This is a genomic window from Ferrimonas sp. SCSIO 43195, from assembly GCF_023716685.1.
Lineage (GTDB): Bacteria > Pseudomonadota > Gammaproteobacteria > Enterobacterales > Shewanellaceae > Ferrimonas > Ferrimonas kyonanensis.
Genome location: NZ_CP072679.1, coordinates 4,331,290 through 4,353,701, shown reverse-complemented (window position 1 = coordinate 4,353,701; position 22,412 = coordinate 4,331,290). Strand labels below are relative to the sequence as shown.

Sequence of the window (22,412 nt, the reverse complement as noted above, 5' to 3'; positions counted from 1 at the left end):
TGTCAGGGATGAACTATGCAACGGCTGCTTCTGGCTTCGACCTTATTGATTTCCTCCGCGTGCTGGGCTCAAGGGCCCGGTGAACGCCCGCTGCCGTTTGAGTTCAGCGCCTACAGCGTCGGCTTCCCGTCGGCGTCGACTGAGAACGACGGTGACGTCAGCCAGGATAACTACGGCTTTAACTTCAGCTATCGTCAACCGCTGAATCAGCAATGGCTGGTACGCTACCAGCTGGATTACGAGTACAGCAGTTTCGATTTCGATCGCAGCCGCCTGTTCGGCGGGCGCCTCGACAGCTGGGACAGCAAACAGCAGTTAGGGGCTGGGTTCAGCTTCGTCCGGCCCAGCCGCGATGGCCTGACCTGGTTTATTGCCCCGCGTGTGCAGTGGGCTTACGCCGACAATGCCAGCTTCAGCGATGGCTTTGGTTATGGCTTGCTGGCGGCAGCCACCTATCCGGTGTCCGATACCCTGACCCTGGGCTTCGGTGGCGGTTATTTTAATGACCCCTATGACGTGTCGGTGATTCCGGTGTTGCTGGTGAAGTGGCAGATTACCGACAAACTGCGACTGGATAACCCGTTCGAGCCCGGCTTCTCCGGCCCGGGGGGACTGGAGTTGTCCTACGCCTTCAACCCGTTCTGGGAGTTTGGCCTGGGTACCGCTTACCGCGCCCAGCGCTTTGCCGTGGAGCAGGGCAGTGTCGAGATTGAGAATCCACTGACCTTCCTCAGGGGCACTTACAGCAACCCGGATAACTGGCGCCTGTCGGGGTACCTAGGGTATCGCAGCGACGGCAAAATGAAAGTGCACGGTCAATTTGAAGCCAGTCAGGATCTGGATGCGGAGGCGGCCTTCGGCGCCATCTTTACCTACAACTTCTGAGGCTTCTCCACCAGTGAAATTCAGGCGGCCCCCTAGTCAGGGGGCCGCCTTTTTTGTTAGCTTCAATGCAGTTGCTGACACGTTAGCCTAAGATGGCCGTCGTTTGCCCCCATGTCGAACAGAAGGATCAGTCAATGAAGTTTCAGGGAACCGGTGAATACATCGCCACCGAGGATTTGCAGATGGCGGTCAACGCCGCGGTGACCCTATCCAGGCCACTGTTGATCAAGGGAGAGCCGGGAACCGGCAAAACCATGTTGGCGGAGCAGGTGGCGCTGTCTTTGGGGAAGCCATTGATCCAGTGGCACATAAAATCGACCACCAAGGCCCAGCAGGGGCTGTATGAGTACGACGCCGTGTCGCGGTTACGGGACTCCCAGTTGGGTAATGACAAAGTGGAGGACGTGCGTAATTACCTGAAGAAAGGCAAGCTGTGGCAGGCGTTCGAGGCCGATGAGCAGGTGGTGCTGCTGATTGATGAGGTGGACAAAGCGGACATCGAGTTTCCCAACGACCTGTTGGTGGAGCTGGATAAGATGGAGTTTCATGTTTACGAGACTCAGGAGCTGATTCGTGCTCGTCACCGTCCCATCGTGATCATCACCAGCAATAACGAAAAGGAATTGCCGGATGCGTTTTTGCGCCGCTGTTTCTTCCATTACATCCGCTTTCCCGATGCCGAAACCATGAAGCGCATCGTCGAGGTGCACTTTCCCGACATTAAGCCGCGGCTGGTGCAGCACGCCATGGAGGTGTTCTTTGAACTCAGGCAGGTGGCCGGACTGAAGAAGAAGCCGTCCACCTCGGAGTTGGTGGATTGGCTCAAATTGCTGATGGCCGACGACATCGATCCGACCGTATTGGCCAACACCGACATTCGCACCGCGTTGCCGCCCCTATGCGGCGCCCTGGTCAAGAATGAGCAGGATGTGGCGCTGCTGGAGAAGCTGGCGTTTATGACCCGGCGGGGGTAAGGCGATGCTGATTCGGTTTTTCTTTGCCCTGAGGCGAGGCGGAATTCCGGTGTCGGTGACCGAGTTGCTGGCACTGCTGGAGGCGATGGATCAGCAACTGGCATTTGCGGATCTGGAGCAATTCTATGTGCTGGCGCGTCTGTGCCTGGTCAAGGATGAAACCCAGTACGACAAGTTTGATCGGACTTTCGGTGCGTTTTTTGAGGGCCTGGACACGGCGACCGAGCACTGGCAGGAGGCGATTCCCGATGAGTGGTTGCGGGCCGAGATGGCTCGCTCGCTGACCGAGGAGGAGCGCCGGCAATTGGAGGCGGTGGGAGGCATCGAGGCGTTGCTGGCGGAGTTTCGCAAACGCTTCGAAGAGCAGCAGAAGCGCCATCAGGGTGGCAACCGCTGGATTGGCACCGGCGGTACCTCGCCCTTTGGTCACAGTGGTGAGCGTCCCGGTGGCATGAGAGTCGGGGGCCAGGGTCGCAATCGCTCGGCGGCCAAGGTGTGGCAGCAGCGCCAGTATCGCAACCTCGATGGCGATGTGGAGCTGGGAATTCGTAACCTGAAGTTGGCGCTGAGGAAGCTGAGACGCTTTGCCCGCACTGGGGCCGACACCGAATTGGATCTGGACGGCACCATACAGGCCACCGCCGACAGCGGCGGCCTGCTGGACGTAAAGCTGGTGCCGGAACGGCACAACGCCATCAAGTTATTGCTGTTTTTTGATGTCGGGGGTTCCATGGACCCCTATGTTCGCCGCTGTGAGCAACTGTTCAGTGCCTGTCGCAGCGAGTTTAAGCATCTGGAGCAGTTCTATTTTCACAACTTTCTCTATGACCAGCTGTGGCGGGATAACCGCCGCCGCCGTGAGGAGTCGACGCCGCTGGCGGAGATCCTGCGTACCTACCCCAAGGACTACAAGGTGATCGTGGTCGGGGACGCGTCCATGGGACCGTACGAGATCTTCAGCCGTTACGGCAGTGTCGAGTTGATGAACGAGGAGCCGGGAGCGGTCTCCATGCAGCGTGTGTGCGACCGATTTTCGCGGTTGATCTGGCTGAATCCGGTGCCCAGGGAACATTGGCGCTACACCCAAAGCATCGGCGCAGTGCGGGAGTTAATCGGCGATCGGATGTACCCGTTGACGTTGTCGGGGCTGGAGCAGGGGATTGGCGCTCTGCTGGGGCAGCAGAGGCCGTAAATCAGGGGCCCGGACGGGCCCCCTCCATCAGACGAGGGTCAGTCGTCCAGGTACTGGCGAATCAGCTTGAACAGTTCCCGGGAAGATTTCGGTGGCTTGTTGGCCTGCTGCTCTTTCTTGGCTTGACGGATCAACTGGCGCAGACGCTGGCGCTCACTCTCCATCTCCGGCACCTTGGCAAACAATGCCTGTACCGCCTCGTCACCTTCGGCGATCAGGCGGTCCCGCCACTCCTCCATCTGGTGGAAATGCTGGTTGGCCTGGTTGTGCTTGTTGCGAATTTTGTCCAGTGCCTGGCGGATGGGATCCGGATCGCGGAACCGCAGCAGCTTGCCGATGAACTGCATCTGGCGGCGGTAGGCCTCATTTTTTCCCTTAAGGCGGTGGGCCAGCGCGACGGCGACCTCTAACTCTTCATCCATGGGCACTTTGGCCAGATCACTTTTTCCCAAAGCCAGGATTTCGGTGCCAATCTTCTGCAGCTCTTCAGCTTCCCGCTTCAGCTCGCTCTTACTGATCCACTCGTCTTCCTGCTGATCCTGAGGGGGGCGTTGTGCCGCCATGATACTTCTCCGCTGCAATATAAGTCTTAACTGAGGGGCATTCTAGCAGCCCATGGGCAGTTCAGGCCAATAATGGCAAGCCCGAGCCCTATCGCAGAGCTGTCGGGGTTTGCTATCCTGTGCTCAATTGACTTTTTGTGGGACAGACGAGTGACTCAAGTGAGTATCGAACAGCAGCGTCAGCATCTCGAGCAAGCGGTAGCCGTCGCGCTGGAGGAAGCCGGAAAACTGGGAGTGACCGCTGCGGAAGTGGCGATCAGCAAGCAGCAGGGGTTGTCCATCTCAACCCGCCAGGGAGAAGTGGAAACCGTCGAGTTTAACAAAGACGGTGCCCTGGGAATCTCCCTGTATCGCGATGGCAGCAAAGGCAATGCCTCCACTTCGGATCTGAGCCCCCAAGCGATCGTCGATGCGGTGCGGGCCGCCGATGGTATCGCCCGTTACACCAGCGCCGATGAACATAATGGCCTGGCGGATGCCAGCCTGATGCCTACCGAGTTGCGGGATCTGGATCTGTACCACCCCCACCCGATGACGCCGGAGCAGGGGATCGAACTGGCCAGCCGCTGCGAACAGGCGGCACTGGCTGAGGGCGGACGCATCGAGCAGTCCGATGGGGCCAGCTGCAACAGCCATGAAGGCATTAAGGTGTACGGCAACAGCCACGGCTTTATCGGCAGCTATGCCTCCTCCCGCCACAGCCTCTCCTGTGTGCTGATCGGCAAGGATGAGCAGGGTATGGAGCGGGATTATGACTACACCGTCAGCCGTCGTTTCGATGCCCTGGATGGTCCGGAGGCCCTCGGCAAGCGGGCGGCGGCCAAAGTGGAAGCCCGCCTCGGCGCCCGCAAGATCGACACCTGTGAAGTGCCGGTGCTGTTCTCCGCCGAAACCGCCACCGGTCTGATCGGTCACCTGGTGGGGGCCATCAGCGGTGCCTCCCTGTATCGGGAGTCGTCGTTCCTGCTCAACAGCCTGGGCACCCAGATTCTGCCCGAGTGGTTGTCCATCCATGAGAATCCGCACCTGCTGGGTGGCTTGTCCAGTGCCGTCTTTGACGGCGAAGGGGTGGCCACTCAGGCCCGGGACATCGTGGCTGACGGGGTGTTGCAATCCTATCTGCTGACTGCCTACTCAGGCCGTCGCCTGAAGATGGCCACCACCGGCCATGCCGGCGGCATCTACAACTGGGACATCAGCAGTAATGGCGGCGATCTGGCTGCCATGCTCAAACAGATGGGGACCGGCCTGTACGTCACCGAACTGATGGGCCACGGCGTCAACAGCGTGACTGGCGATTACTCTCGCGGTGCCGCCGGGTTCTGGGTGGAGAATGGCATCATTCAATATCCGGTGCATGAGATCACCATCGCCGGCAATCTCAAGCAGATGTACAAGGAGATGGTGGCGGTGGGCAGCGATCGCGACCCGCGTTCCAGCATTGGTACCGGTTCAATCCTGTTGTCACAGATGAAGGTGGCGGGTAACTGAGCGAAGCCTCAGCGATGATCACCACGCCGGCCCCAGGGCCGGCGTGGTTGTTTGGGCTACTCGGATTCGTCGAAGCGGGCGCTGAACAGCTCGGTAATGGCGGTCATGGCCGGTTCGGCATCGTCGCCGTCACAGACGATGGTGACCTCCTGGCCCTGACAGGTTTCCAGCATTAGCACACCCAATACGCTGTTGGCGTCGGCGCTCTGGTTGCCATGGATGATCTGAATGTTGGCGTCGTAATTATGGGCCACCTGGGCCAGGCGGGTGGCGGCCCGGGCATGCAGCCCAAGCTTGTTTACCACCCTCAGGGTGCGGGTCAGTTTCATTGGCTGTCGTTGAGTTTCAATTCCCGGTGGCGGACGGAGATGTGTTTCTGGCTCAGCTTAAAGCGGTTTCCCAGTTGCTGGGCGATGTAGACACTGCGATGTTGGCCGCCGGTGCAACCGATGGCCACAGTCAGGTAGGCGCGATTGTTGCGTTCCAGCATCGGCAGCCAGTTTTTCAGGAAACTCTCGGTGTGGTCAATAAAGCGGGCCACTTCGGCTTCCTTGGTGAAATAGCGCTGCACCGGTGCGTCCAGGCCGGTCAGGGGCCTCAGCTTCGGATCCCAGTGAGGATTGGGCAGGAAGCGGACATCGAACACGTAATCGGCGTCCTTGGGGATGCCGTGTTTAAAGCCAAAGGATTCAAACACCAACAACAGGTCCCGTTCGGCCTTGCCCAGCAGGCGGGTGCGAATCTCATCCGCCAGTTGATGCACCGACAGGTTGTCGGTATGGATGCTGTGGTCGGCCAATTGCCGAATCGGCGCCAGCATCTCGGTCTCCGAAGCGATGGCCTGGGCCAGTGAGATGCCGGTCTGCGACAGCGGATGCAGCCGCCGGGTCTCGCTGTAGCGCTTAATCAGGCTGCTGTCGGAGGCATCCAGAAAATAGATTTGCCAGTCGACGCTGTCCGGCAGTCGCTTCAGTTCATCGGGAATGCTTTCTGCCTGCTCTGGCAGGTTGCGAATATCCAGACTGACCGCCAGTGTGGAGCAGCGATCCACCATTTCATTGACCAGGGCCGGCAGCATGCTGGCCGGCAGGTTATCGACGCAGTAGTAGCCCAGGTCTTCCAGAACCCGCAGGGCCACGGATTTGCCTGCGCCGGAGCGGCCGGAGAGGATAATCAGTTTCACGAGGTCACCAGTTGATAGATCTCATGGTCATCGGCCGATTTGCGCAGCGACCGACAGATGTCTTTGTTGTCCAGCACCTTGGCCATGGAGGCCAGGGTCGACAGGTGCTGTTTGCAGTTGTCTTCGGGGACAAACAGGGCAAACAGCAGATCGACGGGTTTGCCGTCGATGGCATCAAAGGGGATCGGCTCGTCGCATTTCACGAATACGGCGATGGCGTGGTCCACGTTCGGCAGGCGGCCGTGGGGCAGGGCGATGCCTTTGCCAATGCCGGTGCTGCCCATCTTTTCCCGGGCCAGCAGGCTTTCAAACAGCTGCTGCGGGTTGACGTCGGTGTAACGCTGGCTGGCCAGCTGAGAAATCAGCTCCAGGGCGCGTTTCTTGCTGGTACCCGGAGCGGCGATGGTGGCACACTCCGGGCTGAGTATCGTCTCAATATCCATGGTCAGTGACGTGAAATTTTCTCTTTATGTTTAAGGACTTGCCTGTCGAGTTTGTCGATCAGACCATCGATGGCGGCGTACATATTGCTGTGGTTGTGGGTGGCATAGACCTCCCGGCCGCTCAGGTGCAATTTGGCTTCCGCGGTTTGCTGCTGTTTTTCCACATTCAGGACCACATGCACGTTGGAGATGTGGTCGAAGTGGCGCTCTAACTTATCGAACTTGGTATGCACATAGTCTCTTAGGGCCGTGGTGATTTCGACGTGGTGGCCGGTCAGGTTAATCTGCATATGGGTTCCTCCTTAGTTAGCCGTTTACAGGCTTTTCCTCTGATTTGAGGGAGCAATAGACAGGGCTTCTCGGTATTTGGCGATGGTGCGCCGTGCGACCTTGATTCCCTGTTCTGCCAGCAGCTCCGCCATCTTACTGTCGCTGAGAGGCTTCCTTGGGTTCTCTGCAGCAACCAATTTTTTAATTAAAGCACGGATTGCGGTGGAGGAGCATTCTCCGCCGTTTTCTGTGCTGACGTGGCTGGAGAAAAAATACTTCAATTCGAAGATGCCACGTGGGGTATGCATGTATTTCTGGGTGGTCACCCGAGAGATGGTGGACTCGTGCATGTCGACCGCTTCGGCGACGTCATTGAGCACCATGGGTTTCATCGCTTCGTCACCGTATTCCAGAAAACCCTGCTGGAACTGAACGATGCAGTTAGCCACCTTCAACAGGGTGTCGTTGCGGCTTTCGAGGCTTTTGATGAACCACTTCGCCTCTTGCAGGTGACCCCGGACAAACTGGCTGTCGGCCTGATTGCGACTGTGGCGACTGAGGGCCGCGTACTGTTCATTGATGCGAATCTTCGGCATGGTCTCCGGGTTCAACTCCACCACCCAGCGGCCTTTTTTCTTTCTGACGGCGACGTCGGGAATGACGTACTGGTCGTTATCGGAGATCAGGGCACTGCCCGGGCGCGGATTCAGGGTCTGAATCAGCTCCATCGACAGCTTCAGCTCCTCTTCGCTGAGGCGGGTTTTGCGCATCATGCCGCGAAAATCCCGGTTGGCCAGCAGATCCATGTGCTCCTGAATCAGCATCTCGGCTTCGGCCTTCCACGGGGTATCGCCGTCAAACTGACTCAGTTGTACCAGCAGGCATTCGCCCAGGTCCCGGGCGCAGACGCCGATGGGATCAAAGCGTTGTACCCGCTTGAGTACCGCTTCCACTTCGTCCAGCTCGACGTCGTCGTCACCCATGGCTTCGAGAATGTCGTCGCTGCTTTGAGTCAGGTAGCCGCGCTCGTCGGTGGCGTCGATGATGGCGATGGCGATGGCGCGGTCGGTGTCCGACATCGGCGTCAGTTCCATCTGCCACAGCAGGTGGTCCTGCAACGAGTCCGAGGTGCTGCCCTGGAACGGCATGTCGTCTTCGCGACTGCCGCTGCTGCTGGAGGTGGGGGCCGAGGTGTAGTACTCGTCCCAGGAGGTGTCGACCTGCAGGTCGTCGGGCATGTCAGTCTGGGACAGGGCTTCGCTGGTGTCGAGGCTGGCGGGCTCTGGGGCCACGTCCAGCTCATTGCCGCTGTCGCTGGCTTCGGGGGCATCCACGTTGGCGGGAGCCGCCAGAAACTCTTCGTCGGCTTCCAACAGCGGGTTGGAGTCCAGCGCCTCCTGGATCTCTTGCTGTAAATCCAGGGTCGACAACTGCAACAGCCGAATGGCCTGCTGCAGCTGCGGGGTCATGGTGAGTTGTTGCCCCAGTTTCAGCTGAAGAGAAGTTTTCATTTACAACAACCCGTCCTTATCCTTGTTTTTGTGTAGTGACATCCAGGTTGCCCTGCCTACCAATTACTATAGCTTGAACTGATCGCCCAAGTATACCGAGCGCACCAGCTTGTTCTCCAGGATGGCGGCTGGCTCACCCTGAGCGATCAACTCACCGTGACTGACGATGTAGGCGTGTTCACACACATCCAGGGTCTCACGCACGTTGTGGTCGGTAATCAGCACGCCCAGGCCCCGGTCTCGCAGGTGTTGGATGATCTTCTTAATGTCGATCACCGAGATGGGATCCACGCCGGCAAAGGGTTCGTCGAGGAGAATGAACTTGGGGTCCGCCGCCAGGGCGCGGGCGATCTCCACCCGGCGCCGTTCGCCGCCGGACAGGCTCATACCGAGGCTGTCGCGGATGTGAGTGATGTTGAACTCCTCCAGCAACTGCTCCAGTTTCTCGACTCGCTGGCTGGTACTCATCCCTTTGCGGGTTTGCAGAACCGCCATCAGGTTGTCGTAGACGGAGAGCTTGCGAAAGATCGACGATTCCTGAGGCAGGTAGCCGATGCCTTTGCGGGCGCGGCTGTGCATCGGCAGCAGGGTGATGTCTTCGCCGTCGATCTGAATGCGGCCGCGGTCGTTTTGTACCAGGCCCACCACCATGTAGAAGGTGGTGGTCTTGCCGGCACCGTTGGGGCCCAGCAGGCCGACGATCTGGCCGGTGCTGACCTCCAGGCCGACATTTTTCACCACTTCCCGGCCCTTATAGGCCTTGGCCAGCTTGTCTGCGGTCAGGGTTGAACGACTCATGGTTGCTGCTCACCTTGCTTAGGGTCTGTCGGTTGCTGTTGCGGGGAGGGCTCAGGTTTGGGGTCCGGCTTAAGATCCGCATCGGCCGGCAGGAAGATGGTGGTGATCTGCTCGTCGCCGCTGCTTTCGGCCAGCAGCTTCTGCTGGTTCAGGTCGTATTGAATGGTATCGCCTTTCACCAGGCTGCCGGACTGGCGCATTTCGGCGTTGTGGCTCAGGGTCAGGATGCGATCCTGCAGGCTGTAACGAATCTCACCGGCTTCCGCTTCCGCCAGTTTGCCGTTTTCCATCATCTGCTGGTAGGTGGCCGGTGTGCCGGTGGCCACCAGTACCTTGACGTCTTTGTTGTCGGTGGCTTCTACCCGCAGTTCATCGGCGTTGATCAGCAGAGTGCCCTGGGAGATGCGCACCCGTCCGGAATAGACGATGGTGCCATTGGGCAGATCGGCATTGGACTTGTCTGCCTTGATCTCCACCTTTTCGCGGGTGTCGCTGTCCAGGGCGAGGGAGCTGGTGCTGGCTACGACCAGCAAGGCAGTGAGCAGCAGTTTAATTGGTTTCATAGATGGCATATACCTGACTCTTCAGTTCTACCTTGTTCAAATTCAAATCGGCCCATAAGCCCTTGGCATTGATCTCAAAGTCCTCTCCGGTGGCCAGAATCTGGCGGTTGGAGGTCATGATCATGGTTTCCAGATCCAGCTCAAGATAGCTGGTGGTTAGGGTCTTCAGCGGTTCATTGGGCTCAATGGCTGTGATGATAACATCATTTTCCAGAACCACATGGCGGCCGTCACTTAACTGTCCCTGTTTTGCCTGGATGCGCCATTGCCCCTGGCTGTCCTGTGGGTACAGCAGGTATTCGGGCTTGGTCAGCCGGGTCAACGCCAGCGACTGGTAATGCTCCATCTCGTCGGCGGCGATCTCGGCGTTCAGGTGTCCCTGTTCCGAGTAGATTCGACTCTTCAGATTTTCGGCAATAAAGTCCGGTTGATAGCTTGGCTTCACCTCGTCGGTCAGTTGGTCCTTGAGGACCATGGAGCGCCAGGTCAGAAACGACGCGGCACCGAACAACAGGGCGATGGCCAGGGCCTCGCGTTTCATACGCTCATTCCTTGGGCATGTTCCAGGGTCCCTTGGGCAGCCATGATCAGATCACACAGCTCGCGCACGGCGCCGAAGCCGCCCCGGGTTACCGTTGTCAGTGTAGCTTGCTTGCGCACCAGTGGGTGCGCGTCGTTGACCGCCACCGACAACCCAGTCAGGGCCATCACCGGGGTGTCCACCAGGTCGTCGCCAATGTAGGCGCACTGGTCATCGCTGACGTTCAGCTGACGCTTCAGCTGTTCGTAAGCTTCGACCTTGTTGTCCACCCCTTGGTGGATGTGTTTTACCCCAAGGGCGGTCATGCGCCGCTGCACGATGTCGGATTTGCGGCCGGTGATGATCGCCACGTCGACGCCACTGGTTTGCAGCGCCTTGATGCCAAAGCCGTCTCGGGTGTGGAACGCTTTCAGCTCCTCGCCATTGTTGCCCAGATAGATGCGGCCATCGGAAAATACGCCGTCAACGTCACAGACCAGCAGCCGGATCCCTTTCGCCAGTTCAAACGCCTGTTGGCTGACAGGACCGTAGAGGGTTTCGATGTGATTCATTACAGCACTCCTGCCTTAAGCATATCCATCATGTTGAGGGCACCCAGAGGTTGCCCTTGCGGGGAGACGCGCACCAGGCCATTGATTTTCTTCTCTTCCATCAGCTTTAAGGCCTCGGCAGCGAGCAGGTTGTCGGCCAGGGTGATGGGGTTGCGAGTCATCACTTCGCCGATGGCGGTGGCGTGAATGTCGATGCGGGCATCCAGGACCCGGCGCAGGTCGCCATCGGTAAAGATGCCGCTGAGGTGGCCATTGCCGTCGAGGACACAGGTCATCCCCAGCCCTTTGGCGGAAACCTCCAGCAGGGCTTCGGAGATGGTAACAGTTTCCGACACCGCCGGCAGTTGAGTGCCGGTGTGGGTCAGCTCATCGACCCGAAGCAGCAGCTTGCGACCCAGGGCGCCGCCGGGGTGAGACAGGGCGAAGTCGTCGGCGGTAAAGCCTTTGGCCTGCAGCAGGGCGACGGCCAGGGCATCGCCCATCACCAGAGTGGCGGTGGTGGAGGAGGTGGGAGCCAGCCCCAGGGGGCAGGCTTCCTTGGTGACTTTGATGTTGAGGTGAACCTGAGCCAGTTTGGCCATGCTGGAGTCGGGCTTGCCTGTCATGGCGATCACCGGAATACCGAGGCGGCGGATGACCGGCATCAAGGTCATGATCTCGCTGGCTTCGCCGGAGTTGGAGATCGCCAGGACCACATCGCCTTCGGTCAGCATGCCCAGATCGCCGTGACTGGCCTCACCGGGGTGAACGAAGAAAGCCGGTGTGCCGGTGCTGGCCAGGGTGGCGGCAATTTTGTTGCCGACGTGACCGGACTTGCCCATGCCCATGACGATGACTTTTCCCTTGCACTGTTGCATCAGTTCGCAGGCCGCAACAAACGCATCATCGATGTACTGCTGCAATCCTTGCAGTGCTTCAATCTCTACGTCGATCACTTCTCGCGCCCATTGGCGCAATTGGGAGGGGGTGGCCATGGTATTACAGAGCTCCTTTTAGCCTGCCTGCGTAAACAGGATGCCTTGGTAGGCGATAAATATAATAAGTAAAATCAGCCCTTCGATGCGGCCCAGTACCTGGCGCTTCTTCATCCACAGGATCAGCAGCGGTGCCAGGCTGGTCGCCAGCATGACGTACAGGTCTCGGCCGGCGGCATTGGCATCGACGCTGCCGGGGGCCAACAGGGCCGGAATCGCCAGCACCGCCAGGATGTTAAACAGGTTGGAACCGACCACGTTACCGATGGCCAGATCGTCTTCGTTCTTCAGTACCCCGGCGATGCAGGCGGCCAGTTCCGGCAGGCTGGTGCCGATGGCGATGATGGTCAGGCCGATGACCAGATCCGACATGCCGAACCATTGAGCGATCCCGACGGCGCCGTCCACCATCCAGCTTGACGCCAACGGCAGCAGTGCCATCCCCAGCAGCAACCAGAAGGTGGCGTGGCTGGTGGGCAGGTTGGTGGGAATCTCATCTTCGCTGGCTTTGGCCATGGGATCGTTGTCCCGGTTGCGCCAGGCACTGGTACACAGGTACCCAAGAATCAGGGCAAAGGCACACAGCAGCAGCATGCCGTCAAAGTAACTCAGGTGTTGATCGCTGAGCAGATACCCGGCCAGCAGGGTTCCGGCCATCATCAGAGGCATCTCTCGACGCAGGGTGTTGCTGCCGACCACCAGAGGCCGCAGCAGGGCGGTAAGGCCGAGAATCAGGGTGATGTTGGCGATGTTGGAGCCCAGGACGTTGCCGATGGCGGTGTCGCCCTTGCCATCCAGGGCGGCCGTGGCCGATACCATCATCTCCGGTGCCGATGAGCCCATGGAGACAATCGTCAGGCCAATGATCAGCGATGGCAGGCCCAGGTTACGGGCAATGGCGGCGGCGCCATAGACGAAACGGTCGGCACTCCAGACCAGTAACGCCAGCCCGCCCAGCAGCATCAGAATATTGAGAAACATGTTTTAAAAAACCTGGCATTGAAGAGGCGCATTGTCGCCCGAACATTTTGAAAAGAAAAGGCCGGGCCCGGTTGTTGTGGATAAAAATGGGACTTCATAGAATGAAACCTGGGAACCAGCCGGACTGCACGCCGGTCTGTGTAATAAGCACGGCGATGGCTGAGTGGCCCTGACCCGTTTGATTTACGTCATTTTACAACGGAATTTCGGCCCGATTAGTTATATTCCTTTCCGAATATTGATAATCTGCCATATTCCGGTCAAAAAGACCCGTGTAAGGGAATGAATTTCTTAGTGGAAAACCCAGACAACCTGATTGAAGTCCAGGGGCTGACATTCAGCCGCGGGACCAGACAGATATTTAAGGGCCTGGATCTGGTGATCCCCAGGGGCAAGGTGACGGCCATTATGGGCCCCAGTGGCATCGGCAAGACCACGCTGCTGAAGTTGATTGGCGGCCAGTTGCTGCCGGATTCGGGGCGCGTGTTGTTTGATGGCCAGGACCTGCACCGGCAAAGCCGCAGCGATCTGTTTGGCTTGCGTCGCCGCATGAGCATGCTGTTCCAGTCCGGGGCACTGTTCACCGACATGTCGGTGTTCGACAATGTGGCCTTTCCTTTGCGAGAGCACACCGATCTCAATGAGGCTCTGATTCGCAAACTGGTGCTGATGAAGCTGGAAGCCGTGGGGCTGAGGGGCGCGGCTGCCCTGATGCCGTCGGAGCTGTCTGGAGGCATGCAGCGCCGGGCGGCCTTGGCGCGGGCCATCGCCCTGGAGCCGGAACTGGTGATGTACGATGAGCCGTTTGCCGGCCAGGACCCAATCTCGATGGCGGTGCTGGTGAAGCTGATCAAAGAGATGAGTGAGGCGCTGTCACTGACCTCGGTGGTGGTGAGCCACGACGTGCAGGAGGTGCTGTCCATCGCCGATTATGCCTACGTCATTGCCGATGGCCAGGTGATTGGTGCCGGCGATGGCGACAGCTTAAGGCAGGCAGAGTCGCCGCAATTGCAGCAGTTTCTCCGTGGCCAGGCCGACGGACCGGTGGCATTCCATTACCCGGCACCGGCGTATCAACAGGAGTTACTCAACTCATGATGGTTCAGATGATTCAGCGACTGGGGCGCACGGGCCTGGAGACCTTGAGCTCCATGGGCCGGGCCACCCTGATGCTGGTGGGGGCCCTGGTGCACAAGCCCGAGCCCCGCAAAATGTGGCCGCTGCTGGCCCGTCAAATCTACAGCGTCGGCGTCCTGTCGATGTTGATTATCCTGGTGTCCGGGCTGTTTATCGGTATGGTACTCGGCCTGCAGGGTTACACTATTCTGGTGGACTTCGGTACCGAAGAGAGTCTGGGCCCGATGGTGGCGCTGTCGCTGCTGCGTGAGCTAGGACCCGTGGTGGCGGCGCTGTTGTTTGCCGGCCGTGCCGGTTCGGCGCTGACGGCGGAGATTGGGCTGATGAAGGCCACCGAGCAGTTGGCCAGCCTGGAGATGATGGCGGTGGACCCACTGCGGCGGGTGATTGCGCCCAGGTTCTGGGCCGGTGTTATTTCGTTGCCATTGCTGACGCTGATGTTTGTGGCTGTCGGCGTATGGGGCGGCCATTTGGTTGGCGTCGAGTGGAAAGGCATCGACGACGGTGCCTTCTGGTCGATTCTGCAGGCTCAGGTGGAGTGGCGTCAGGACATCGTCAACTGCCTGATTAAATCGGTGGCCTTTGCCACCGTCGTGACCTGGATCGCCACCTACAAAGGCTACAATGCTTTGCCCACCGCCGAAGGCTTGGGCCGGGCCACCACAGATACCGTAGTGCACGCCTCCCTGGCTGTTCTGGGATTGGATTTTTTGCTGACCGCATTGATGTTTGGAAACTAGCATGACGAATAGAAAAATTGAATTGGCGGTGGGTGGCTTTTTGCTGGCCGGCATCATCGCGTTTCTGGTGTTGGTCTTTAAGGTGGCGGACATCGATCCCCGCGCCCACACCAACGTGTATATGCTGACCGCTCAGTTCGACAACATCGGCAGCCTCAAAGAGCGTTCGCCGGTGAAGGTCGGTGGTGTAGTGGTAGGGCGGGTGGCCCAAATCGATCTGGATCCCGAATTGCTGGTCCCGGTTGTGACCCTGGCCATTGAGAGTCGCTTTGATCAGTTTACCGATACCAGCAGCGCCTCGATTCTGACCTCTGGCCTGTTGGGCGAACAGTACATCGGCCTGACTCCGGGGTTTATGGACGACGAATCTGAGCTGTTGGCCGATGGCGACCGCCTGGAAGACACCCGCAGTGCCATGGTGCTGGAGGAACTCATTGGCCAGTTCCTGTACAGCAGCGGCAACAAAGGTTAATCGGGAGGACAGACTATGATGCAGCGAATTTTGCAACTGGCTCTGGTGCTGGTAATGGGGATGGGGTCGGCTCAGGCCAAGGACTACACCAACCCCTACGAGATGATGAAGCAGGTGGCGGATCATGCGTTTACCCGCCTGAGCCAGGAGCGCAGCGAGCTGGACAGCGATCCGGCCAAGGTGCGGCAGTTGATCGATGAAGAGCTGCTGCCCTACATCGATTACAAGTATGCCGCTTACAAGGTGATGGGGGTGCATGCCCGCAAGACCACTCGCGATCAGCGGGACAAGTTCACCGCTGAATTTAAAGAGTACATGTTGGCGACGTTTGCCAGTGCCTTTGATAAATACACCGACCAGACGCTGGAGTTTGCACCGGAGAAGCCCTATGGCGAAGCCAAGATTGTGGCCATCGATGTGAAACTGATCGAAAAGCAGCGGGAACCGGTGGATCTGCAGTTCAAGGCCCGTAAAAACAAGAAGGGCAACTGGAAGGTCTTTGATCTGGTTGCAGAAGGCATCAGCTTGTTGGCTTCCCAGCAGGCGGAGCTTGGTGGCCTTATCCGTCAACAGGGGATCGATTCTGTCACGCAACAGTTGGCGGAGCGCAATCGACAAGGTATTGTGGCGACCACAGGACAGAGCCAATGACCGTTAGCGCTCGTGTCGCCGACCGCCGATTGTGCCTGGAAGGCCAGCTGACTCTGGATACGGTCAGCCACTTTTGCGGACCAACACCGTCTCCCCTGACGGACACCATTGCCGAGATCGATCTGTCCGGGCTGACCCGGTGTGACAGCGCCGGTGTGGCGTTGTTGCTGGAGTGGGTCGGCCTGGCGCAAAGCCGGGGACAGTCGTTGACTTGGGTTGGGGTGCCGGCAGGCGTACGAGCCCTGTTGGACCTGTATGATATTGATTTTTTAGCTATCGCATAGCGAAGCTCGAGGGAAAGCGTAATGCAGAACACTGAAGTCGCCGAGATGCTGCGCCAGGCCATGGACCTGGACGATGTGATCGTCACTGCCGAAGGCACTCACTACAAAGTGGTGGTGGTCGGGGCCTGTTTTGATGGCATGAGCCGAGTAAAACGCCAGCAGGCTGTTTACGCACCATTGATGGAAAAGATCACTGATGGAACCTTGCATGCTTTGACCATCAAAGCATTTACGCCAGCGGAATGGCAGCGTGAAAAAATGTTTAACCTGTGAGCTGGCTGATATAGCGTGGATAAATTGCAAATTCGGGCAGCCGGCCCCTTAGCCGGCGAAGTCACCATCTCTGGTGCAAAAAATGCGGCCCTGCCGATTTTGATGGCCTCGGTGCTGGCCGACGATGAGATGCGTATCGGCAACGTACCGGCGCTGCGTGACGTCAACACCAGTTGTCAGTTGCTGCGCCAATTGGGTGCCGACGTCAGTGACCTGTCTCAGGGCGTGGTGGCCATTCGCCCTCAAAGCATCGATCAGTATGTGGCGCCCTATGACCTGGTGAAGACCATGCGTGCCTCGATCATGATTCTGGGGCCGCTGCTGGCGAAATATGGCCGCGCCGACGTGTCTCTGCCCGGTGGCTGTGCCATTGGCGCCCGGCCGGTGAACCTGCACATTCATGGCTTGCAGTTGATGGGGGCCGAGGTCACCGTTGACGAAGGCTACATCAAGGCTCGCATCGACGGTCGTCTCAAAGGCGCCACCATCCTGATGGACATGGTGTCGGTGACCGGCACTGAGAACCTGATGATGGCGGCGGCACTGGCCGACGGCACCACGGTGATTGAAAACGCCGCCCGGGAACCGGAAGTGGTGGATCTGGCCAACTGCCTGAATGCCATGGGGGCCGACATTAAAGGCGCCGGAACCGATACCCTGGTGATTGAAGGGGTCGAACGCTTGTCTGGCATTCACTACGAGGTGATGCCGGACCGCATTGAAACCGGTACTTATCTGGTGGCGGCAGCGGCGACCGGTGGCCGCATTGTCTGCCGAAAAGCGGCGCCGGAGACCATGGATGCGGTGCTGCTCAAGCTGCAGGAAGCGGGCGCTCAGATTGAGCGCGGCAGCGACTGGATTGCCCTGGATATGGGCGGTAAACCGCCTCAGGCTGTGGACATTAAAACCGCGCCCCATCCGGCGTTCCCCACCGATATGCAAGCCCAGTTCTGTGCCCTCAATGTGGTGGCACAAGGGGTCAGCAAGGTGACGGAAACCATTTTCGAAAACCGGTTTATGCACATCCCTGAGTTGCAGCGGATGGGCGCCGATGTCGATCTGGAAGGCAATACCTGCCTGATCAAAGGGGAAGCCAAGCTGACCGGCGCACAGGTGATGGCCACCGATCTGCGGGCGTCGGCCTGTCTGGTGATTGCCGGGCTGGTGGCTGAGGGCACCACCATCGTCGATCGCATCTACCACCTGGACCGTGGCTACGAGCACATCGAAGACAAGATGGCCGGGCTCGGCGCCGACGTGGTGCGCTTGAAGTAGCGCCGTCTCGCCTCGTTCAACGCCGGCCTTAGTGCCGGCGTTTTTGTGTCTGACATCTTCCGTTACAAGGGCTGAGGTATTTCATTTTTACATCCTTGACCGGGCCAATTAGCATAGGGGCAGAGACCAACAAGGAGTGTGTTATGAAGGACTCAAAACAGCAACTGGCGCCGTTGACCGTGGCGCTGCACTGGATCGTGGGCCTGACGTTAATGGCGTTGCTGGCGGTGGGCATCTACATGGAGGAGAACGAGGCCTACGCCCTGTATCCCATCCATAAATCCATAGGTATGCTGATTGTGGTGGTGGCCCTGGCCCGCATCGGCTGGCGCAGTCGCCAGGGCTGGCCGCAGCCGTTGTCGAAGGAGAGTCGCCCGCAGCGGTTGCTGGCAACGGCGGTACATTGGACGTTGATCATCGGTACCGTGTTGATGCCGGTTTCCGGCATGATGATGTCCGGCGGCGGCGGTCATGGTCTGGAGATCTTTGGCTGGGAGTTGCTGGCGGCCAATCCGGATCCGGCCAACCCGCAAGCGGTGTTGCCATTGAGTGAATCCCTGGCCGGTCTGGGGCACGAACTGCATGAGCTGGGAGGCAACCTGATGATTGCCGCCATCGTGCTGCACGTGGCCGGTGCACTCAAACACCAGTTAATGGATGGCGATGGCACCCTGTCGAGGATGCTGGGCCGGCGGGTGTAACCGCTCAGTTTCGATGACAGTGGCACCGGCGCTGCCGGTTAGCCAAGCCTTCTCACCCCGCCTCCGTGGCGGGGTTTTTAGTTTCTACGAAGGGGGGCGAAGCCCTATTTTCCCCGCCTTAGGCTACGTTCTGCCAAATTAAGCTCTGCTTCTTAGCTATGTTATTGATTTATATTTTGATTATGGTCAATGAGCCTGGGAAGGGCTGTCGGTAGAATCCGCCGCTTGAAAATTCCCTGACTCACCGGAGTACACTTTGTTGTTTGATCGCAAGCTCTGCCCTGTTTTGATCGCCCTGATGCTGACTGCCTGCGGAGGCTCAGGCTCAGGTTCTTCCACGCCAACCGGGCCGGATGAGGGCGGTGGCAATGAGGGCGGTACTCCGGGCGCGTCTGAGCTGATGCCATACACATCCGAGTACGTGATCCCACGTAGCTATGCGGATCTCGGCGCTGAGATACAGCACATCGATCAGCAACAGGACCGGTTCTGCCCTTACCCGGCGGCACCCGGGCAGTGCGAGTATTACGGTTATAAGGATGTGGCCTACAGCGTGCCGGAAGAGACGGACAGCACCGGTTTGGATGACATGGTGACCACCATGTCGGCGCTGCAACACTATGTCGATATTCAGGCCGGGCTGTGGGGATTGCAGGATTCCGAGGCGCTGATGGCGGTGGCCGCGTTTTCCGACGGCGCTGCGGTCTCTGAGGCCATCGAGTTGATCGCGTTTGATCTGCAGCGACTGCAGGCATCGCAGCCGGGCATTATCGATGCCGATCTGCTGAGCGCTGCGGCGGCCACGAATGACCGCTGCACGGATTCCGGTACCGGCCCGCTTAGCAGCACGTATTGCCAGGCCTCGCGTTATGTGGATGGATTGCAATCACAGCCAGACTGGCAACCGGTGCTGGACAAGGTGGTGCGCGCCGCTGCTCAGCAGTATCAGCACTCTGGCGACTACTTCGATGCGCTGTGTGCGTCGGTGCCATCGGCGCAGATGCTGTGCCAGCTTGATCGCAGCATCAATAGCTTCAGCTTTGATTTGCTGGTGGCGCAGTTTGGCCCGGGGAACGGGACAAAACTGGCAGTACAAGGGGTGGCGTACAAAGGCGACAACAACAAAGGAGGCTACCTGTCCGGGCGCATGGTGTTGCCGAACAACCTCAGCAGCTTTCCTGAGTTTGACGCCAAGGTATTCAATCATGAGCTGACCCACTTTGTGATCGATCAGTACATGAGTGGTTCTGGAGTAACGTTCTATGGCCGTATGGAAACCCGCTTGTTTGAAGAGGGCATCCCGGTGGCGTTTGCCGAGCAACAAACCTGGACCTGGGAAAAGCTGGCTGAACTCGCTCAAAGTGGTGGCCAATTCCTGCTGACACAGGACAACTACAACACTCGAGGATCATTGGTGAACTACTTGCTGGTGGCGAAAACGGCGGCTGAAGCCAGGGTGAAGCACCAGGCGTTGTTGACGTTCATCAAGACCATTTCGATCTACGACGACATCGCGGTGGCCTTTGACCACGCCGGGTTTACTAACCACAAAGGGCAAGCGATCACCCTCGACCAGTTCGGTCGGGACATTGCAACCTGGGTAACAGAGCTTGCCAATGATGCCGACCTGAGCCAGTACAAAACCGCCATTCAGTACGCTCGGGGTTGAATTCGAAGCCGGGGGCATTGATGTCCGGATCCGGCTCATTGGTGGCTGGGGCTGTGATACAGTGGCCCCATGACACTGACTCATTCCCAATGTGAACGGGCACGCCTGGCCCGAGACCACCGCTTTGACGGCCGTTTCTTTACTGCCGTCAAAACCACCGGCATCTATTGCCGGCCGGTGTGTCCGGCGCCGGCGCCGAAATCCGACAACGTCGAGTACTTTGCCAATGCGGCCGCAGCGGCTAAAGCCGGCTACCGTCCGTGTCTGCGCTGTCGCCCCGAGAGTGCGCCGTTCAGTCCGGCGTGGCGGGGAACCGCAACCACGGTCACGCGAGCGTTGTCGCTGATTCATGCCGGCGAACCGATACCGGCGCTGGCGGCGTTCGCCGAGCGTCTCGGCGTCAGCGATCGTCACCTGCGACGCTTGTTTGAACAACACCTCGGGGTGTCGCCGCTGGCTTATGCCCTGAACCATCGGCTGTTGTTTGCCAAACAGTTGCTGTCAGAGAGCGAGTTGCCAATATTGGCGGTGGCTCAGGCGTGCGGGTTTCAGTCCCGTCGCCGTTTCAATGACGCGTTTCAGCGCCAGTTTTCCCTGACCCCGTCCGACATTCGCCGTCGTACTGATGCCGGTGGCCCCGGTTGTCGGGTGCAACTGCGATTCCGGCCGCCGTTTGATTGGTCGACCCTGCTGGCGTTCTTGCAAACCCGGGCGTTGCCCGGGGTGGAGCGGATTGAGGCTGACTGTTACAGCCGCGCCTTTCAACTGGGGCAGCAGCGAGGGTGGTTCGAGTTGTCGCCGGATCTCGAGCTGTGCCGATTGAATCTGACCATTCATTGTGACGCCCCCCATTGTCTGCAGGCGGTGGTGCAGCGGGTCAGGGAGGTGTTTGATCTGGATACCGATCCGCAGGCGCTGTGGCAGGCCTTCGCCGAAGACGCGCAGCTTGGGCCGATCTGGCGTCGCCATCCCGGACTGAGGTTGCCGGGGATCTGGAGTGAGTTTGAGGCGGTGGTTCGGGCCATTGTCGGTCAACAGATCAGTGTCAAAGGCGCGAGAACGATACTGAGTCGTTTGTGCGATCGCTTCGGTGAGCCGTTGTCGCAGGCGTCGGGCTTATCACGGACGTTTCCGACCCCGGCACGGTTGGCCAGCGCCGATCTCAGCGGTCTGGGGCTGACGGCCACCCGGGCTCGATGGTTGCAGGGCATTGCCCGCGCCTACGCCGATGGCTTTGAGGCTGGTCACGGCTCGCTGGCGTCACGGCTGCAGCGACTGCAGACTCTGACCGGGGTGGGGGACTGGACGGCGCAGTACGTGTGCATGCGCGGGTTGCAGGAGAGCGATGGTTTTCCCGCTTCGGATCTGGGTTTGTATCATGCCCTGAAGTTGGAGAAAGGCAGCCCGACACAGACCCGGGAGTTGGCGGAATCGTGGCGGCCCTGGCGTGCCTACGCGGTGATGGCATTGTGGCAATCTTTAGGAGAATCAACATGAAGTATGATCAGTGGGCGTCGCCTTGGGGAGAGGTACTGGCGGTAGTGTCGGATCGAGGCCTGGTGGCGTTGGGGTTTCAGCAGGGCGCCCAGCCGCTGACCATCGAAACGCACTGGCAGCGTTGCCCTCAGGCGTTGCAATCGGTACGGACTCAGTTTGAGGAGTACGCCCAAGGACGTCGACACCAGTTTGATCTGCCTCTGGATATGCGCGGGACGGCATTTCAGCAGCAGGTGTGGCAGGCATTGATGACCATTCCGTATGGCGAGACGTGCGCCTACTCGGACATTGCCGAGCGCATCGGTCGGCCGAAATCGGTGCGGGCCGTGGGCGCGGCAAATGGTCGCAATCCGGTGGCGGTGGTGGTGCCTTGTCACCGGGTGATCGGCAAAGACGGTAGCCTGACCGGTTATGCCGGTGGGGTGGAACTTAAGCTGGCGTTGCTTGACCACGAGTGTGGCAAGTGAGGGTTGGGGGAGTCAGGGCTCCCCCGATGTGCATCAACGCCGGGAGAAGGCGCAGGGCTCGTGGCCAACCAAACGCTTATAGGGGGTGATGGTGCCGGTAACGTAGGTGCTGTTGTCGCAACGGGTGACCGACTCACCGACGATGGTGGTGTGACTGGCGTCCGAGTAGTACACGTATTCGAGAATGTAGTTGCCGGCCACGGCGTAGCCGGTGAGGCCCAATGCGGCAATGGTGGTCAGGGCCAGCAGCGGTTTTCTGAGAGTGTGAGTCATGTGATTTCGTCCTTGTTGTTGATGAAGGGGCAACTCCTTTTTGCCCGACATTC

General features: G+C 59.1%; 28 protein-coding genes. 15 read left to right on the top strand and 13 right to left on the bottom strand.

Annotated elements, in window-relative coordinates; genetic code table 11:
* The first annotated feature begins 15 nt into the window (after positions 1–15).
* The 3 genes from J8Z22_RS20125 to J8Z22_RS20115 all read left to right on the top strand — a co-directional run bounded on the left by J8Z22_RS20125 (position 16) and on the right by J8Z22_RS20115 (position 3,051).
* Positions 16–885 carry a hypothetical protein gene (locus J8Z22_RS20125; RefSeq protein WP_252007791.1) on the top strand — a complete coding sequence of 290 codons (870 nt, stop codon included), beginning with the start codon at positions 16–18 and terminating at the stop codon, positions 883–885.
* Positions 886–1,019: 134 nt separating this feature from the next.
* Positions 1,020–1,859: a MoxR family ATPase gene (locus tag J8Z22_RS20120; protein WP_252007788.1), complete on the top strand. Its 840-nt coding sequence runs from the start codon at positions 1,020–1,022 to the stop codon at positions 1,857–1,859.
* A 4-nt stretch (positions 1,860–1,863) separates the two neighbouring features.
* Positions 1,864–3,051 carry a VWA domain-containing protein gene (locus J8Z22_RS20115; RefSeq protein WP_028111466.1) on the top strand — a complete coding sequence of 396 codons (1,188 nt, stop codon included), beginning with the start codon at positions 1,864–1,866 and terminating at the stop codon, positions 3,049–3,051.
* 38 nt (positions 3,052–3,089) lie between these two features.
* Here J8Z22_RS20115 and yjgA read toward each other — a convergent pair whose 3' ends face one another.
* On the bottom strand, positions 3,090–3,614 hold the full coding sequence (gene yjgA / locus J8Z22_RS20110) for a ribosome biogenesis factor YjgA (RefSeq protein WP_028111467.1): 525 nt from the start codon (positions 3,612–3,614) through the stop codon (positions 3,090–3,092).
* A 150-nt stretch (positions 3,615–3,764) separates the two neighbouring features.
* Between yjgA and pmbA the strand changes: the two genes are divergently transcribed.
* Positions 3,765–5,105 (top strand): metalloprotease PmbA, encoded by a 1,341-nt coding sequence (gene pmbA / locus J8Z22_RS20105; RefSeq protein WP_028111468.1) that lies wholly within the window; start codon positions 3,765–3,767, stop codon positions 5,103–5,105.
* A 56-nt stretch (positions 5,106–5,161) separates the two neighbouring features.
* Here pmbA and J8Z22_RS20100 read toward each other — a convergent pair whose 3' ends face one another.
* From J8Z22_RS20100 to J8Z22_RS20050, 11 genes are all read right to left on the bottom strand, one after another.
* The gene (locus tag J8Z22_RS20100; RefSeq protein ID WP_028111469.1) at positions 5,162–5,434 is read right to left on the bottom strand and encodes an HPr family phosphocarrier protein; all 273 of its coding nucleotides are present in this window, start codon (positions 5,432–5,434) and stop codon (positions 5,162–5,164) included.
* Complete coding sequence (gene rapZ, locus J8Z22_RS20095; protein WP_028111470.1) at positions 5,431–6,288, bottom strand: RNase adapter RapZ; 858 nt, start codon at positions 6,286–6,288, stop codon at positions 5,431–5,433. The genes J8Z22_RS20100 and rapZ overlap by 4 nt, the downstream gene beginning before the upstream one ends.
* Positions 6,285–6,731 (bottom strand): PTS IIA-like nitrogen regulatory protein PtsN, encoded by a 447-nt coding sequence (gene ptsN / locus J8Z22_RS20090; RefSeq protein WP_028111471.1) that lies wholly within the window; start codon positions 6,729–6,731, stop codon positions 6,285–6,287. The genes rapZ and ptsN overlap by 4 nt, the downstream gene beginning before the upstream one ends.
* A 2-nt stretch (positions 6,732–6,733) precedes the next feature.
* A complete protein-coding gene (gene hpf / locus J8Z22_RS20085; RefSeq protein ID WP_028111472.1) occupies positions 6,734–7,021 on the bottom strand; it encodes a ribosome hibernation promoting factor in 288 nt (95 codons plus the stop codon).
* 24 nt (positions 7,022–7,045) lie between these two features.
* Entirely contained in the window at positions 7,046–8,512 is a 1,467-nt protein-coding gene (locus J8Z22_RS20080; RefSeq protein WP_252007785.1) for an RNA polymerase factor sigma-54, read from the bottom strand.
* Positions 8,513–8,578: 66 nt separating this feature from the next.
* Positions 8,579–9,310, bottom strand: coding sequence for an LPS export ABC transporter ATP-binding protein (gene lptB / locus J8Z22_RS20075; protein ID WP_028111474.1), 732 nt, complete (start codon positions 9,308–9,310; stop codon positions 8,579–8,581).
* Positions 9,307–9,873 carry a lipopolysaccharide transport periplasmic protein LptA gene (lptA, locus tag J8Z22_RS20070; RefSeq protein WP_252007783.1) on the bottom strand — a complete coding sequence of 189 codons (567 nt, stop codon included), beginning with the start codon at positions 9,871–9,873 and terminating at the stop codon, positions 9,307–9,309. The genes lptB and lptA overlap by 4 nt, the downstream gene beginning before the upstream one ends.
* A complete protein-coding gene (gene lptC / locus J8Z22_RS20065) occupies positions 9,860–10,414 on the bottom strand; it encodes an LPS export ABC transporter periplasmic protein LptC (RefSeq protein WP_028111476.1) in 555 nt (184 codons plus the stop codon). Before lptC ends, lptA begins: the two co-directional genes overlap by 14 nt.
* Complete coding sequence (gene kdsC, locus J8Z22_RS20060; protein ID WP_028111477.1) at positions 10,411–10,965, bottom strand: 3-deoxy-manno-octulosonate-8-phosphatase KdsC; 555 nt, start codon at positions 10,963–10,965, stop codon at positions 10,411–10,413. Before kdsC ends, lptC begins: the two co-directional genes overlap by 4 nt.
* Complete coding sequence (locus J8Z22_RS20055; protein WP_252007780.1) at positions 10,965–11,939, bottom strand: KpsF/GutQ family sugar-phosphate isomerase; 975 nt, start codon at positions 11,937–11,939, stop codon at positions 10,965–10,967. The genes kdsC and J8Z22_RS20055 overlap by 1 nt, the downstream gene beginning before the upstream one ends.
* 18 nt (positions 11,940–11,957) lie before the next feature.
* Positions 11,958–12,920 (bottom strand): calcium/sodium antiporter, encoded by a 963-nt coding sequence (locus J8Z22_RS20050; RefSeq protein WP_028111479.1) that lies wholly within the window; start codon positions 12,918–12,920, stop codon positions 11,958–11,960.
* Between the two features lie 282 nt (positions 12,921–13,202).
* Here J8Z22_RS20050 and J8Z22_RS20045 point away from each other — a divergent pair, with 282 nt between their 5' ends.
* The 11 genes from J8Z22_RS20045 to J8Z22_RS22175 all read left to right on the top strand — a co-directional run bounded on the left by J8Z22_RS20045 (position 13,203) and on the right by J8Z22_RS22175 (position 22,086).
* Positions 13,203–14,018, top strand: coding sequence for an ATP-binding cassette domain-containing protein (locus J8Z22_RS20045; RefSeq protein ID WP_252007777.1), 816 nt, complete (start codon positions 13,203–13,205; stop codon positions 14,016–14,018).
* Positions 14,018–14,797, top strand: a complete 780-nt coding sequence (gene mlaE, locus J8Z22_RS20040) for a lipid asymmetry maintenance ABC transporter permease subunit MlaE (RefSeq protein WP_218126887.1) — start codon at positions 14,018–14,020, stop codon at positions 14,795–14,797. The genes J8Z22_RS20045 and mlaE overlap by 1 nt, the downstream gene beginning before the upstream one ends.
* Before the next feature lies 1 nt (position 14,798).
* Positions 14,799–15,269, top strand: coding sequence for an outer membrane lipid asymmetry maintenance protein MlaD (mlaD, locus tag J8Z22_RS20035; RefSeq protein ID WP_028111482.1), 471 nt, complete (start codon positions 14,799–14,801; stop codon positions 15,267–15,269).
* Positions 15,270–15,284: 15 nt separating this feature from the next.
* On the top strand, positions 15,285–15,920 hold the full coding sequence (locus tag J8Z22_RS20030) for a phospholipid-binding protein MlaC (protein ID WP_028111483.1): 636 nt from the start codon (positions 15,285–15,287) through the stop codon (positions 15,918–15,920).
* Positions 15,917–16,204: a lipid asymmetry maintenance protein MlaB gene (locus J8Z22_RS20025; protein WP_035414944.1), complete on the top strand. Its 288-nt coding sequence runs from the start codon at positions 15,917–15,919 to the stop codon at positions 16,202–16,204. Before J8Z22_RS20030 ends, J8Z22_RS20025 begins: the two co-directional genes overlap by 4 nt.
* Positions 16,205–16,225: 21 nt before the next feature.
* Positions 16,226–16,477 carry a BolA family protein gene (locus J8Z22_RS20020; protein WP_028111484.1) on the top strand — a complete coding sequence of 84 codons (252 nt, stop codon included), beginning with the start codon at positions 16,226–16,228 and terminating at the stop codon, positions 16,475–16,477.
* 15 nt (positions 16,478–16,492) lie between these two features.
* Positions 16,493–17,752: a UDP-N-acetylglucosamine 1-carboxyvinyltransferase gene (gene murA, locus J8Z22_RS20015; protein ID WP_028111485.1), complete on the top strand. Its 1,260-nt coding sequence runs from the start codon at positions 16,493–16,495 to the stop codon at positions 17,750–17,752.
* A gap of 143 nt (positions 17,753–17,895) precedes the next feature.
* Positions 17,896–18,453, top strand: coding sequence for a cytochrome b (locus J8Z22_RS20010; RefSeq protein WP_252007774.1), 558 nt, complete (start codon positions 17,896–17,898; stop codon positions 18,451–18,453).
* Positions 18,454–18,853: 400 nt separating this feature from the next.
* Complete coding sequence (locus tag J8Z22_RS20005; RefSeq protein ID WP_252007771.1) at positions 18,854–20,122, top strand: hypothetical protein; 1,269 nt, start codon at positions 18,854–18,856, stop codon at positions 20,120–20,122.
* A 69-nt stretch (positions 20,123–20,191) separates the two neighbouring features.
* Positions 20,192–21,619 carry an AlkA N-terminal domain-containing protein gene (locus J8Z22_RS20000; RefSeq protein WP_252007768.1) on the top strand — a complete coding sequence of 476 codons (1,428 nt, stop codon included), beginning with the start codon at positions 20,192–20,194 and terminating at the stop codon, positions 21,617–21,619.
* A complete protein-coding gene (locus J8Z22_RS22175; protein ID WP_305881806.1) occupies positions 21,616–22,086 on the top strand; it encodes a methylated-DNA--[protein]-cysteine S-methyltransferase in 471 nt (156 codons plus the stop codon). The genes J8Z22_RS20000 and J8Z22_RS22175 overlap by 4 nt, the downstream gene beginning before the upstream one ends.
* 33 nt (positions 22,087–22,119) lie before the next feature.
* Here the strand turns inward: J8Z22_RS22175 and J8Z22_RS19990 are convergent, their stop codons facing one another.
* Complete coding sequence (locus J8Z22_RS19990) at positions 22,120–22,359, bottom strand: DUF6289 family protein (RefSeq protein WP_028111490.1); 240 nt, start codon at positions 22,357–22,359, stop codon at positions 22,120–22,122.
* Between the last annotated feature and the right edge of the window lie 53 nt (positions 22,360–22,412).